The organism is Nitratiruptor sp. YY08-10, assembly GCF_016629565.1.
Taxonomy (GTDB): domain Bacteria; phylum Campylobacterota; class Campylobacteria; order Campylobacterales; family Nitratiruptoraceae; genus Nitratiruptor.
Window position 1 is genome coordinate 1,184,983 of record NZ_AP023057.1, and the last position, 13,227, is coordinate 1,198,209.

The following is a 13,227-nucleotide window of genomic DNA, read 5'->3' on the forward strand; positions in this document are numbered from 1 at the left end:
GAAAAAAAGGTATTTAATTATAAATGACAAGTGTCTCTCCTATGCGAAGTCTGCTATCTCTTTTTTTATTCCACTGCTTTATTTTATGTGCGGTCACACCAAACTTTTTTGCAATGAAACTCAATGTATCACCCTTTTTGACTCTGTATACTCTTTTTTTGACAATTTTCTTAGGAATCGGCACTATCAGCTTTTGTCCAATTCGGATAATACTTCGTTTTAAATTGTTAAAACGCTTCAACATCGATACTTTCACCCCATATGTTCTTGCAATTTTATAGAGCGATTCCCCTTTTTTCACCCGATGGGTCAAAAATCCCTCTGTGAAATTGGACGGTTTATAATAGCGCTTAAAATCGTTATATTTCATTCGTGGAATGTAAATGGTGTATTTTTGAACATCGGGTGGAGTAAAAGCTCTTTTAAGATGGGGGTTGAGCTCTTTAAGATAGTTGTAATTGAGTCGTATGGAGTCGCTGATATATCCAAGAAGTTCTGCACCTTTTACTTGTACGGGAATCACATCATACTCTTCACCTCGAAGCAAAATATAGGCCAAATCAGCATTGAGCTGATATCTCGCATCGTTTGCCATCAATGCCAACATGACTATTTTGTAGATATAACGCCTACTCTCTTTTGGAAGATAGCGCTTTTTCGGATCGATCAAGGTTACAATATCATCCGTCCCGGCTCTTTTTATCGCTCTTAAAACCCGACCTTCGCCACAATTGTATGCCAATGCGGCAAGATACCATTTTCCAAATATCGTATGGAGATGTTTGAGATATTTGATGGCCGCATTCGTTGATTTGTAAGGATCTTTTCTCTCATCAACAAACTCATCGACTCTGAGTCCAAATTTTTTAGCTGTTGCCGGCATAAACTGCCATAACCCTATCGCTTTCTTTCTCGATTTTGCATGAATGGCAAAACCCGATTCTGCCAGAGCCATAAATAAAAATACATCGGGAATGTTTTGTGCATTGATAATTTTGATAAGGTCCGGCACAAAGTAGGTTTCTACTCTGGAAACATCAAAAAAATGGGAATTTCGATACCGTTTGAACTCCTGTTGGATTGCATGAAAATTTTTTGTATAGATAAAGTGTTGAGGAATATCGAGACTTTGCAGTACATGACTGTAAATAGCTGTATTTTTGTTGAAATTCAAAGAGGCGAAACTGATACTCAGTATGAAAAAAAGTGTGAAAACAAAACGCATTCTTCTCCTTTTAGCGCTATTATACTATATGAAAGAGTTTTTTTGCATTTTGTGTAGTCCTCTCTTCTATCTCTTGCGGCAACACATCTAAAATCTGCGCCATCTTCTGTACAACAAATCGCAGATAGGCAGGTTCGTTTCTCTTTCCTCGATACGGTTCCGGCGTCAGATAGGGAGCATCTGTTTCTAAGACGATTCTGTTTCGAGGAATATCTGGCAGGATTTGCACCAATTTTTTTGCATTTTTGAATGTCACAACACCACCGATTCCATAATAGAATCGATCGCTGAGTTCTAACAAAATCGGACTTGCATTATAGCAGTGAAGCACGCCTCCTCGAGGACCGCTTTTTTGTTCCAAAATCTCTTTTGCATCATTGCTCGCTTCACGGATATGGACAATCAAAGGAAGATCGAGTTCGTTTGCTATCTCTATTTGCCGGATAAAAATCTCTTTTTGCTGTTTTTTGATACGTTCTTTGTCTTCATTCTCCTTTGGAAGTCGGTAGTAATCAAGCCCACACTCACCAATCGCAACACACTTTTCATGTGTCGCATAGGTTGCAAACAAAGATTCATCAAAATAGTCAATATCATATGGATGAACACCGACTGCAAAAAAGACCTCATCATATTTTTGAGCAAGTTCTACTGCTCTTGGTAAATCTTTGGGATCGGCTCCTGGAATGATGAAACGTTTCACTCCTACTTCTTTCGCTCTTTGTATAACTTCATCCACATCTTCTTGGAACATCTGATGGTCCAGATGTGTATGCGTCTCGATAATCAACGACTCTCCTTTCGCATCTTTTTGGCAAACTCTATCGCTTCAGGCGTTATCTTTTCTCCACTGATGATTCTTGCTATCTCACGGATACGTTCATTTTCATTGAGTTCTTTCACGCTGCTTTTGTCACTTTTTGTCACTAAAAAGTGCCTATCGGCCAGACTTGCCAATTGGGCTTGGTGACTGATAGCAAAAATCTGATAATCTTTGGAAAGTTTTTTTAAAATTTTTGCTACGGCCATAGACTCCTCGCCACTTACATTGGCATCGATCTCATCTAAAACCAAAACACCGCTTTTGGATTTCACATCGCTCCAAGCCGCCATAAAAGCAAGCCTGAGCCTGTTATACTCTCCTGAACTTATTTTTTCAAAAGGCACAGATTCAAGAGCGACCTCGACTTTGTCGATACCCGTTTTATCGATCTCTTGTTCAAAAAATCGAATAGAAACATTAGAGAGCTTTAGAGGTTTGAGATATTCATTGATCTTTTTTGTAAATCTTATTGCCGCATCTTTTCTCATCTTCGAAATTTTTTGAGCCAGTTGCTTGCACGATTGTTCCAATTGTGCTATTTCTTTGTGAAGATGCTCTTTTTCAAACTCCAGGTTCATTATCTTTTCAAGCTCTTTTTGCTTTTCTTGGCGGACATTCAATGCCTCTTCGATACTTCCATATCGCCGTTTCAGTGAGGAAAGCGCCTCAATACGCTCCAAAATCGACTCGATATCAAGCTCGTCCAACTCTTCGAGATGATCTAAAGCTGTCGCAAAAGTCTCTTTGAGCCAATTCATCACTTCATCAAACAGTTGGCTCTCTTCATCTAACAGCTCCAAAGCCTCGTTCACATATCCTTCATATTCAAAAATGAGTTGCGCCTTTTGAATGGCTTCCGTAATTTTCTCTTTTTTAGAAAGCTCTTTTTTAATCTCCATCAAACGTTCATACTCGCCAGGTTCTGGAGCGATAGAATCTATTTTTTGTATCTCGAACTCCAAAAACTCCTTGAGTTCTTCACGCTTTTTCTCATTCTCTTCAATCAATGAAAGCTCCGTTTTCAAATCAAAGAGCTCTTTTACCTGCTGAGCAAGCGTTTGCTTCAATGACAAAAAGTTTGGTTCTTGAACATAATCATCTATCATCTGCAAGACATGCGCACTTGAGAAAAAATTGGAATCTTTCGGATTGAGATAGGCTATATAATCTTGGAAAATTTGCTGCAGGCTCTTTTTCGATATTGTTTGATCATTGAGAAAAAAACGGATCTTCTCCTTTTTTATTCCCCGTATTACGATATTCTCATCCGGATCGATATCCAAAGCTTCACTCTCTATCTCCGTATCCAAAACTGCTTCTGCAACTTTTGCTTCCAAAGGAGCAAGCCCAAAAAGAGAAAGCAAGGCATTGATTATAAGACTTTTTCCTGCCCCACTGGGACCCGTAAAAACCATCAAGCCTTGAGAAAACTCCAGCGTCTCCTCTTCAAAGGTAAGATAATTTTTGATATATAAACGCTCTATCACCTATATGCCCCAACCCAGTTTTTCTCTCAATACATTGAAGTAGTTTCTCTCCACCCTATGTATCAATTTCGCTCCTATGGGTGCTTTTCGAACCAATACGATATCTTCGGGCGTAAACTCATACATATCTTGACCATCTATTACCAAAAGTGCTGATTTGCTTTTTGTCGTCACCTTAATCTCAAAATCACTTGGCAAGACAAGAGGTCTTTGTGTCAATGAATGGGGACAAATGGGAGTGAAAACGATCGCTTCTGTAAATGGATACACCACTGGCCCTCCAGCAGAGAGATTATACGCAGTCGATCCGGTAGGTGTAGAAATGATCAAACCATCTCCATAGTAACTATTGAGCAGTACATCGTTACTCACCGCATCGATATAGATCATTTTTGAAACAGCAGGCCTCGTGACAACAACATCATTAAACGCGACAATTTTCTCTCTTTTTCCCAATATCGAGACCTCTATCATCATCCGTTCATCGATTCTGTATTCACCTTTTTTGAGTTTTTTGACAAAATCCTCTACCTGATCTGGTTGGATGTCTGTCAAAAACCCTAAAGTACCCACATTGACCCCAAGAACGGGTTTGTGGTATGCGTAACTCCTTCTTGCCACTGAAATAAGCGTTCCATCTCCTCCTAAAGACAAAAGCATATCGCACTTTTTGCACAGCTCATCAAAACTGTGTCCATCTTTTTCACCGATAATCTGGGCACTTGCTTTATCAATTTCCACACGAATCTGCTCTTTTTCGAAAATCTTTTTTATCTTTTTATAAACACCCTTCAGATCAGATCCGCCTGGTTTTATCACCACTCCTACACAATCGAGTTTCATATCTTCTCACTTCCATTCGTTACATTTTCTATATGTATTTTAACATAAGAGGTTTTTTTGTATAATTGCCCCAAAATTGTTCAAAGGAAAAGGGTTGAGAACCGACTATTGCGCAGAACTGAATGAAAAAGATGTAGGGAAAGAGGTAGTACTTTGTGGATGGGCCAACAGTTATAGAGACCATGGTGGGGTCATCTTCATTGACCTCAGAGACAAAACAGGCCTTGTACAGCTTGTCTGTGATCCAGCAGATAGTGAAGAGGCACACAAAGTTGCCACGCGTGTACGGGACGAATATGTGTTGATTGCAAAAGGAAAAGTCCGCCTCAGAGGCGAAGGCCTTGAAAATCCGAAACTAAAGACTGGAAAAATAGAAGTCATTGTCGATGAGCTTGTAATAGAAAACGAGAGTGAACCACTGCCATTTTTGATTGGCGACAACACCGTGAATGAAGAGATTCGGCTCAAATACCGGTATCTCGATCTTCGGACAAAAGAGGCTTTCAACACCTTTGAGCTTCGAAGCAAAGTCGCCATTGCGGCCAGAAACTTTTTGGATAAAAACGGCTTCTTGGAAGTAGAAACGCCAATCTTGACTAAATCGACTCCTGAAGGGGCAAGGGACTATCTTGTTCCAAGCAGACTCTATCCTGGAGAGTTTTATGCCTTGCCACAATCACCGCAACTTTTCAAACAGCTTTTGATGGTTGCAGGATTTGATCGCTACTTTCAGATTGCAAAATGTTTCCGGGATGAAGACCTCCGGGCCGATAGACAGCCTGAATTTACACAAATAGATGTTGAGATGAGTTTCTGTACAGAAGATGAAGTTATCGAAGTAGCAGAAGGACTTATCAAATCAATTTTCGAAGCTGCAGGTATAGAAGTAAAGACACCCATACGACGAATGCCATACAAAGAGGCTATGGAAAAATATGGGAGTGACAAACCCGATCTACGATTTGGCCTTGAGCTTGTCGATGTTATCGACATTTTTGAAAACACCGAACTCAAAGTCTTTCGAGATATCGCCCAGTACAAAAAGCTCAACCGCATCAAAGCACTTCCAGTCAAAGGCGGAGCGGATGCATTAACGCGAAAAGATATCGATGCATTGACAAATTTCGTGGCAAAATTTGGAGCGAAGGGTCTTGCTTGGGTAAAAGTAAAAGAAGGTGGTGAGTTGCAAGGTCCTATCGTAAAATTTTTAAGCGATGAAGAGAAAAGAGCGCTTGTTGAACGATGTGCAGTAGAAACTGGCGATCTCATATTCTTCGGTGCAGGCCCCAAAAAGATCGTACTTGACTATATGGGAAGATTGAGAAACGAAGTGGCAAAAAAACTTGGACTCATCGATCATGACAGATTCGAATTTGTCTGGATTGTCGATTTTCCGATGTTTGAAATTGAAGAGGGCGAAGTGAAGATAAAAGCCCTGCACCACCCTTTTACTATGCCAAAAAATATCGATACAGAAGATTATGAAGCCATGACAAGCCAGGCATACGATATTGTACTCAATGGTGTTGAGCTTGGTGGGGGAAGTATCCGTATCCACAAGCCTGAAATTCAAAAGAAAATTTTTGAAATTTTGGGAATTGGTGATGAAGAGGCAAAAGAGAAGTTTGGCTTCTTACTCGATGCACTCAAATTTGGGGCACCTCCTCACGGAGGATTTGCACTTGGATTTGACAGACTCGTGATGCTTCTGACAAAACGGGACAATATCCGTGACGTGATCGCTTTTCCAAAAACACAAAAAGCGCAGTGTCTGTTGACCCAGGCACCAAGTAAAGTTGATCCAGAACAACTCAAAGAGCTCCATATTAGAATAAGAGAACCGAAAAAGTATGAAGCTCAGTGAGGCCAGACAGGGAAGTCAGGTACGAGTTTTGGGTTTCGAGAAAGATTGCGACGAGTTCAAATGCAAACTCGAATCGATGGGTTTAAGAAGAGGTGACGTTGTTTTTGTCCAAAATAAAAGTTTTTTTGGGCCTATCCAAATAGAAGTCAACGGGACAAAAATAGCTTTATGCCGTGGACAGGCAGACAAAATCAGAGTCGAATATATCTAAAAGGAGACGATAGTATGAAAAAACTGTTTTTAATTATAGGTGCACCGGGAAGTGGAAAAACGACAGATGCTGAAATTATTGCGAAAAAGCATAGTGATTTGATTGCCCACTACTCTACAGGCGATCTTTTACGAGAAGAGGTTAAAAAAGGAACACCACTTGGAGCGACTATCGCAAGTTTTATCGACAACGGCCAACTTGTGCCTCTTGAAATTGTCATGGATACTATCAAAAACGCTATTTTAAACAGCGATAAAGAGGTTATTATCATCGACGGTTTTCCAAGAAGTGTCGAGCAGATGGAAGCTTTGGACAAGATGCTTCAAGAAAACCCTTCTATCAAACTAGAAGCCGTTATCGAAGTGGTTGTAAGCGAAGAAACAGCACGTGAACGAGTACTTGGTCGAGCAAGAGGTGCCGATGACAATGTAGAAGTCTTCAATAACCGAATGAAACTCTATCTTGAACCACTCAATCAGATAGAAGAGTTCTATGAAAAAAAAGGGCTACTGAAAAAAATAGATGGTGAGCGAACCATTGAAGAGATCGTAGCAGATATGGAAAGCTTTATCCTGCAAAAAATCGATGAAAACGCCTAATTTCTATGCCCTCATCATCGGTACAGAAATCCTCAACGGCAGAAGAGAAGATAAACATTTCCCTTTTTTGAGAGAGGAACTGCTCAGACGCGGTTTCACTCTCAAAGCCTCCATGATTATTGAAGATGATCCATCATTGATGGAGTCTGTCTATAGCCTTATTAAAGATGATCCTCATAGCGTTCTTTTTAGTTTTGGTGGCATAGGAGCTACACCCGATGATTATACAAGAATGGTAGCAGCGAAAGTTTTTGGAGATGGAAAGCTGTATGAACATCCAGAGGCTAAAAGGCGCATAATTGATCAATTTAAAGAGGATGCCTATCCTTATCGTATCAACATGGCAAAACTTCCAATAGGAGCAAATCTTTTGGATAATCCCATCAACAATGTGCCTGGTTTTTATCTTCAAAACAGGTTCTTCTTTGTTCCTGGTTTTCCCCAAATGGCCCATCCTATGGTACGACAGGCACTCGATCTTTTCTTTCCCAAAAACAGCAAAAAATTTCGTTACACCGTCTGTATCAAGGCGAGTGAAAACGATCTGTTGGATATTATGAAAAAGATCCCAAAAGAACTCGAGTTCTCCTCTCTCCCTTCTATAAAAAATGGACAATATATGGATGTACTCTCCATCGCTTCCTATGACAAGGAAGTGGCAAAGGAGTGGTTTGATTACATTATCCATGAAGTTGAAAAAAGAGGATTTTCCTACAAGGTAGATAATTGCAGATAGTTCATGTCTTTATAACCATCGATCTTCCATTCGTCCAATCTCTCAAAGGTCGACGCAAAATCCTGCATTCAATCAAAGATAAGCTTAAAAACAAAAATATGTGCGTTGCCGACATCAGTGGAGAATATGCCAAAGAGGGCCACCTAGAGTTACTCTTTTTTGCAAACAGTCCGCAAGATGCCAATGAAAAAATAGAAAATCTCGAAAAGATGTTGGAAACCAATTTCCCCGACATAGAAATATCCCTTCAATATGAACTAATCTAATTTACAACTATTTTTCAATATAATACGCAAAACCATCAAGAGGAGAGCATATGAATCTAGAAAAAATCGGACATGGAGAGTCTCCAGATAAAGTACACGCACTCATTGAGATTCCTTACGGATCAAACATAAAGTATGAACTGGACAAAGAGAGTGGAGCCGTATGGGTAGATCGAGTCATGTACAGTGCGATGTTTTATCCGGCAAACTACGGTTTTGTTCCAAACACCCTTGCAGCAGACGGCGATCCTGCCGATATCATGGTGTTATGCGACTATCCTGTCATTCCTGGAAGTGTTATAAAATGTAGACTCATTGGTGTTCTTGTTATGGAAGATGAAAGCGGAATGGACGAAAAACTCCTGGCTGTACCTGTATCAAAAGTCGATCCGACATATGACAATATCAATACAATCGAAGATCTTCCGAAACATACTCTTGATAAAATCAAAAACTTTTTTGAAACATATAAAATCCTTGAACCAAATAAATGGGTGAAAGTAAAAGAGTACAAAGGAAAAGAAGAAGCAGCAAAAATATTGGAAGAGGCCATTAAAAACTACAAATAGGCCTCCTCTCTTCATATTCTACAATTTCAATCTATTTACTTGACTTTTTTATCTCTCTTCATTATAATGGCAATATATCTATTTGGAGAGACGTATGCATTTCAATTCCTGCCCTATTTCATCAGAAAGAGTCGACGTCATACAGCTTCGTATCAGTGGACTTTTTTTCATTTTTTTTACGCTTTTGTATCTATTTTCACACAATATTCTCTTTTTCCTTCCTGTTGCGCTTGAAATGACTTTGAGACTTTTTGATAAAAGATTGGCTCCTTTCTTGCTTACTGCCAGATGGATACAAAACCTCTTCGCAATACAACCAAAAATAGAAGATGGAGCTTCCAAAAATTTTGCTTTAAAACTAGGACTTCTTATTGCAATATGTATTATAATGAGTTTTTCAATTCCAGTGGTATCAAATATGTTTGCGACCATTTTACTTTTATGTATAATGCTTGAAACACTCTTTGGATTTTGTGTAGGTTGTGTTGTATATCAGCAAATACAAAAATGGAGTAATTGATGGCACTCGTTTCAGCAAAAGGATCCTATGCGATTGCAGCAATTTTTGTCCTGTATGAACATCACAATGAAAACAAGCCACTCAAGACAGAATTGATAGCAAAACTTGGCTCTATCCCTAAAAATTTTCTGGAGCAGATTTTGTTGGATCTGAAGAAAAGCGGTATCGTTCAATCCATCCGAGGAGCCAAAGGAGGATATATACTAGCAAAACCTCCACAAGACATCCTATTGATAGATATCATAAACAGTGTTGAGCCAGAATGCTGTACCGGTATTTGTAGAACGCGAAATCCTGCATTAGAAGCACTATGGAGTGATTTCAATAAAACCATTCACAATTTTCTTGCAAGACCTATTACCATTTTTGATGAATACAGCCTCAAAGCAAGATCACAGATAGATTACTGCATCTGATCACTTCTCAATATTGTGAAAATAACTCCGTACCCCTTCTACAACGCCTTTGGCTATCAATTTTTGATACACAGGATTGCTCAAACGCGTCGCTTCGGTTGGATTGGTGATATAGCCTACCTCTATCAAAATCGATGGCATCTGTGCCCCCACAAGAACCCAAAAGGGACCTGGACGAACACCACCATCTTTAACTCTGTATCTTTTTCGAAGATTATATAAGATATTTTTTTGTATATCGATCGCCAATTTATTGGAAAGTATCGTTTTTTCCCGATTTAAAAAGTCAAGATAGACATTTTTACTATAATAGTTCATCCCTTGCATATCCACTCTGTTTTCCAAAGCCGCAATTCTCTTTGCTCTTGCACTTCTTGCAGGCGAGAGATAAAATGTCTCCAGACCGTGCATTGCCAAATACTTGCTTCGTTTTGGAGCCGCATTGGCATGGATGGAGATAAAAAGATTTGCCCGGACCTTGTTAGCAAATTTTGTTCTATTTCGAAGAGTGATAAAATAGTCACCTCTTCTTGTAAGATAGACCTTATAGCCCTCATTTTTCAAGGCCTTATACACTTTTTTGGCAATAGCTAAAACAATATCTTTTTCTTTTTTCCTTTTATAGCCTATAGCACCACTGTCTTTACCGCCATGTCCGGGATCAATCACAATAGTATAACTGCTATTTTTTATTACCTGTGGAATTACCTGGACCTTTTTTCTATATTTTTTAAAAGTACTCCATGAACCGTTTTTTTTCAAATATATATCGAGTCTATTATTTGTAAGTGTAAAGTGTGAGTTTATGGGAGTGCTGTTTTCAAATACTATACGGACTATATTTTGTTTGTATTGTGCTATTTTCATTTTTTTTACAGTACGCAGTTTTTTTATGACCTTTGTAAATCCAAGACGAGCCTTGATATCGTAGATATCTTTATAAAAACTTCCTTTTTTGAGCGTAAAATGATGGATATCCTTTGTATCTATAGACCGATTAAAGAAAAATTGTACATATCCAGATCTCAATCGATAGCTCGTTAAGGTGCTGTTTTGTGTAGTCGTTTTATTTTTTGCCAACTTGGGTTTATAGATTTTGCTACCTGTGAGATAGGAGAGCTCCCGTTTATAATCGTCATATTTGAGACGAAGTTTCTTCGAGCACTCTATCAATCCTTGTAAAGCCTCAATCTTCTCTTTTTTATTATTGTCAATTAGCGACTTTATATAAATAGACTTATAGAGATTATAGGCTTTTAACTGGGCATTTTTGGAAGAAAGCTGGCAATAATATTTTGCCTTTTCTAACTGAACGTTCTTAGCAAACAGTGTCAATGCCAATACAATGATAATAAAAAAACGAATGACTACTCTCCGTGAACCAGTTTTTGCATCAACTCTTTAACACTGATAATCTTATTGACTCGATACCCGTTGGCTCCACTAAAAAACAGGCCGGTATCGGCTTTTCCTTCATACGCATCACTGAGCCTATCGGCAATGCAGTATCCAACGGCCTTGGCTTCCACCCCTCTATGACATGGAGCCACACAGTTGCTGATACATTTGATAGGTGGCCCTTCCCGTTTTTCTACAAGCTCTATCAGATTGGTTCGAATGCCACGAGCAGGATATCCCACAGGAGATTTTAAAAGCAAAATATCCTCTTTTTTTGCATTGATCAAAATCTTTTTAAATGTCTCGCTTGCATCACACTCATACGTCCCAATAAATCTTGTTCCTATCTGTACACCGCTTGCTCCAAGATTTAAAAACTTTTTGATATCATTATGGTCCCAGATACCGCCTGCTGCAATGATTGGTATATCTCCCCATTTTTTGGCCTCTTCCACCACTTGCGGAACGATATTTTCGAGCTGAAATTCTTCCATAAAACACTGCTCATAGGTAAAGCCTTGATGCCCTCCGCTTAAAGGGCCTTCCACAACAACGGCATCCGGGATTTTGTTATATCGCTGACTCCAACGTTTACAGATGATTTTTAAAGCTTTTGCACTTGATACGATGGGAACAAGTGCTACATCTGGAAAATCTTTTGTAAATTCCGGCATATTTGTCGGAAGTCCTGCACCGGTTATGATGATATTTGCACCCGCTTCACATGAGTCTCGTACAACTCTTCCATAATCGTTGATAGCATATAAAACATTCGCACCAAGAGGCGCGTCGCCACAAATTTTTCTCGCATTTTCAAAAATTTTAAAAAGTGCTTTTTTTGAATAGAAGTTTGCTGTCTCTAAAGGCCTTCCGGCAACCTCTTTTTCGATATATTTTTTGTTTTCATAGTATCCCGTACCAACACTGCTGATAACTCCAAGTCCTCCCTCTTTGCTGACATTGCCAGCAAGCCTGTCCCAGCTTATCCCTACTCCCATACCCCCTTGTACAATTGGATAGGGAATCGTGTATTTTCCAATTTTGAGTGGTGGAAGTGTCTCCATCATCCTACCTTTACTTTTGCAAATTTTCTTTTTCCGACTTGTACGATATACTCTCCCGGTTGGAGATGAAAATCTTTATCCATTACTTTCTCTTTATTCACTCGAACAGCACCTGCTTGAATGTCTCGCCTTGCCTGTGAAGTTGAAGGCTCCAATCCAGCTTCTACAAGCGCTTTTGCTATCCAAACAGGTCCTTGCATCTCCACCTCTTTGATATCAGTAGGAATATCGTTTTTCTTATGAATTCTGTCGAACTCCTCTTTCGCTGCTTTTGCGGCTTCAGCATTATGATAGCGTTCTACAATCTCCATCGCAAGAAGTTCTTTGACAAATTTTGGATGAATCTCCCCTTTTTCAACACCCTCTTTCAATGCTTGTATCTCTTCAAGGGATTTGCTGCTCAAAAGTTCATAATACCGCCACATCAATTCATCGCTGATGCTCATCAGCTTTGCAAACATCTCATTGGGCTCTTCCGTGACTCCCACATAGTTTCCAAGAGATTTGCTCATCTTCTGCACACCATCAAGTCCCTCAAGTATCGGCATCATCAATACAGCCTGTTCTTTGCCTATACCAAAACTTCGTTGCAGATGTCTACCCATCAAAAGATTGAATTTTTGATCTGTTCCACCTATTTCGATATCACTTTTTAAGTGAACACTGTCGTATCCTTGCAATAATGGATAGATAAATTCGCTAATTGCAATCGGTCGACCCGCTTTATATCGCTTTTCAAAATCATCTCTTTCAAGCATCCTCGCAACACTAAAGAGCGTTGTCAGCTCAACCAGTCCGCTTGCTCCCAAGGCATCAAGCCAAGAGGAGTTGAAAACGACCTCTGTTTTTGCGGGGTCCAACACTTTAAAAACTTGATCTTTATAACTTTGCGCATTTTTTAAAACAGTTTCACGGTCCAGTTTCTTTCGTGTTTCACTTTTTCCCGTAGGATCACCTATCATCGCAGTAAAATCACCGATAATAAACTGAACGATTCCTCCATACTTTTGAAATGTAGCCAGTTTTTGCAAAAGTACCGTATGCCCCAAGTGCAAATCCGGAGCCGTCGGATCAAACCCGGCTTTGACATAGTAGTTTTTGCCATGTTCAAAATAGTCTTTCAAAAGAGCTTCTATTCTTTCTTGATCAATAATTTCAGCTGTTCCTCGTGCAATTTCAGCCAACGCTTCTTGTAACATTCCCTCT

General features: G+C 39.4%; 15 protein-coding genes. 8 read left to right on the top strand and 7 right to left on the bottom strand.

Annotated features, from left to right (window positions below; translation table 11 throughout):
- Positions 1–13: 13 nt before the first annotated feature.
- From JG735_RS06325 to JG735_RS06340, 4 genes are read right to left on the bottom strand one after another with little or no spacing between them, the layout of a single operon-like run.
- Positions 14–1,225 (bottom strand): lytic transglycosylase domain-containing protein, encoded by a 1,212-nt coding sequence (locus JG735_RS06325; protein ID WP_201334239.1) that lies wholly within the window; start codon positions 1,223–1,225, stop codon positions 14–16.
- Positions 1,226–1,244: 19 nt separating this feature from the next.
- Complete coding sequence (locus JG735_RS06330; RefSeq protein ID WP_201334240.1) at positions 1,245–2,015, bottom strand: TatD family hydrolase; 771 nt, start codon at positions 2,013–2,015, stop codon at positions 1,245–1,247.
- Positions 2,012–3,535, bottom strand: a complete 1,524-nt coding sequence (locus JG735_RS06335) for an AAA family ATPase (RefSeq protein ID WP_201334241.1) — start codon at positions 3,533–3,535, stop codon at positions 2,012–2,014. The genes JG735_RS06330 and JG735_RS06335 overlap by 4 nt, the downstream gene beginning before the upstream one ends.
- Positions 3,536–4,378 (bottom strand): NAD(+)/NADH kinase, encoded by an 843-nt coding sequence (locus tag JG735_RS06340; RefSeq protein WP_201334242.1) that lies wholly within the window; start codon positions 4,376–4,378, stop codon positions 3,536–3,538.
- Between the two features lie 94 nt (positions 4,379–4,472).
- On the opposite strand from JG735_RS06340, the gene aspS reads away from it, so the two are divergent.
- The 8 genes from aspS (at position 4,473) to JG735_RS06380 (ending at position 9,559) form a co-directional block, all read left to right on the top strand.
- Positions 4,473–6,242 (top strand): aspartate--tRNA ligase, encoded by a 1,770-nt coding sequence (gene aspS / locus JG735_RS06345; RefSeq protein WP_201334243.1) that lies wholly within the window; start codon positions 4,473–4,475, stop codon positions 6,240–6,242.
- On the top strand, positions 6,229–6,453 hold the full coding sequence (locus JG735_RS06350; protein WP_201334244.1) for a FeoA family protein: 225 nt from the start codon (positions 6,229–6,231) through the stop codon (positions 6,451–6,453). The genes aspS and JG735_RS06350 overlap by 14 nt, the downstream gene beginning before the upstream one ends.
- 14 nt (positions 6,454–6,467) lie before the next feature.
- Complete coding sequence (locus JG735_RS06355) at positions 6,468–7,052, top strand: adenylate kinase (RefSeq protein WP_012082144.1); 585 nt, start codon at positions 6,468–6,470, stop codon at positions 7,050–7,052.
- Complete coding sequence (locus JG735_RS06360; protein ID WP_201334245.1) at positions 7,039–7,788, top strand: molybdopterin-binding protein; 750 nt, start codon at positions 7,039–7,041, stop codon at positions 7,786–7,788. Before JG735_RS06355 ends, JG735_RS06360 begins: the two co-directional genes overlap by 14 nt.
- Entirely contained in the window at positions 7,779–8,054 is a 276-nt protein-coding gene (locus JG735_RS06365) for a DUF503 family protein (protein WP_201334246.1), read from the top strand. The genes JG735_RS06360 and JG735_RS06365 overlap by 10 nt, the downstream gene beginning before the upstream one ends.
- Positions 8,055–8,104: 50 nt before the next feature.
- Positions 8,105–8,623: an inorganic diphosphatase gene (gene ppa, locus JG735_RS06370; protein ID WP_201334247.1), complete on the top strand. Its 519-nt coding sequence runs from the start codon at positions 8,105–8,107 to the stop codon at positions 8,621–8,623.
- A gap of 94 nt (positions 8,624–8,717) precedes the next feature.
- Positions 8,718–9,143 carry a DUF4395 domain-containing protein gene (locus JG735_RS06375; RefSeq protein ID WP_201334248.1) on the top strand — a complete coding sequence of 142 codons (426 nt, stop codon included), beginning with the start codon at positions 8,718–8,720 and terminating at the stop codon, positions 9,141–9,143.
- Entirely contained in the window at positions 9,143–9,559 is a 417-nt protein-coding gene (locus JG735_RS06380; protein WP_201334249.1) for an Rrf2 family transcriptional regulator, read from the top strand. Before JG735_RS06375 ends, JG735_RS06380 begins: the two co-directional genes overlap by 1 nt.
- Here JG735_RS06380 and JG735_RS06385 read toward each other — a convergent pair whose 3' ends face one another.
- From JG735_RS06385 to tyrS, 3 genes are read right to left on the bottom strand one after another with little or no spacing between them, the layout of a single operon-like run.
- Positions 9,560–10,894 carry an N-acetylmuramoyl-L-alanine amidase gene (locus tag JG735_RS06385; protein ID WP_201334250.1) on the bottom strand — a complete coding sequence of 445 codons (1,335 nt, stop codon included), beginning with the start codon at positions 10,892–10,894 and terminating at the stop codon, positions 9,560–9,562.
- A gap of 32 nt (positions 10,895–10,926) precedes the next feature.
- A complete protein-coding gene (locus JG735_RS06390; protein ID WP_305080206.1) occupies positions 10,927–12,021 on the bottom strand; it encodes a nitronate monooxygenase in 1,095 nt (364 codons plus the stop codon).
- Positions 12,021–13,220 carry a tyrosine--tRNA ligase gene (tyrS, locus tag JG735_RS06395; RefSeq protein WP_201334252.1) on the bottom strand — a complete coding sequence of 400 codons (1,200 nt, stop codon included), beginning with the start codon at positions 13,218–13,220 and terminating at the stop codon, positions 12,021–12,023. The genes JG735_RS06390 and tyrS overlap by 1 nt, the downstream gene beginning before the upstream one ends.
- Between the last annotated feature and the right edge of the window lie 7 nt (positions 13,221–13,227).

Coding starts and splice junctions, on each gene's coding strand:
- JG735_RS06340 (WP_201334242.1), bottom strand. CDS start 4,378: ATGAAACTCGATTGTGTAGGAGTGGTGATAAAACCAGGCGGATCTGAT.
- tyrS (WP_201334252.1), bottom strand. CDS start 13,220: ATGTTACAAGAAGCGTTGGCTGAAATTGCACGAGGAACAGCTGAAATT.
- ppa (WP_201334247.1), top strand. CDS start 8,105: ATGAATCTAGAAAAAATCGGACATGGAGAGTCTCCAGATAAAGTACAC.
- JG735_RS06360 (WP_201334245.1), top strand. CDS start 7,039: ATGAAAACGCCTAATTTCTATGCCCTCATCATCGGTACAGAAATCCTC.
- JG735_RS06375 (WP_201334248.1), top strand. CDS start 8,718: ATGCATTTCAATTCCTGCCCTATTTCATCAGAAAGAGTCGACGTCATA.
- JG735_RS06380 (WP_201334249.1), top strand. CDS start 9,143: ATGGCACTCGTTTCAGCAAAAGGATCCTATGCGATTGCAGCAATTTTT.
- JG735_RS06390 (WP_305080206.1), bottom strand. CDS start 12,021: ATGGAGACACTTCCACCACTCAAAATTGGAAAATACACGATTCCCTAT.
- JG735_RS06325 (WP_201334239.1), bottom strand. CDS start 1,225: ATGCGTTTTGTTTTCACACTTTTTTTCATACTGAGTATCAGTTTCGCC.
- JG735_RS06350 (WP_201334244.1), top strand. CDS start 6,229: ATGAAGCTCAGTGAGGCCAGACAGGGAAGTCAGGTACGAGTTTTGGGT.
- JG735_RS06355 (WP_012082144.1), top strand. CDS start 6,468: ATGAAAAAACTGTTTTTAATTATAGGTGCACCGGGAAGTGGAAAAACG.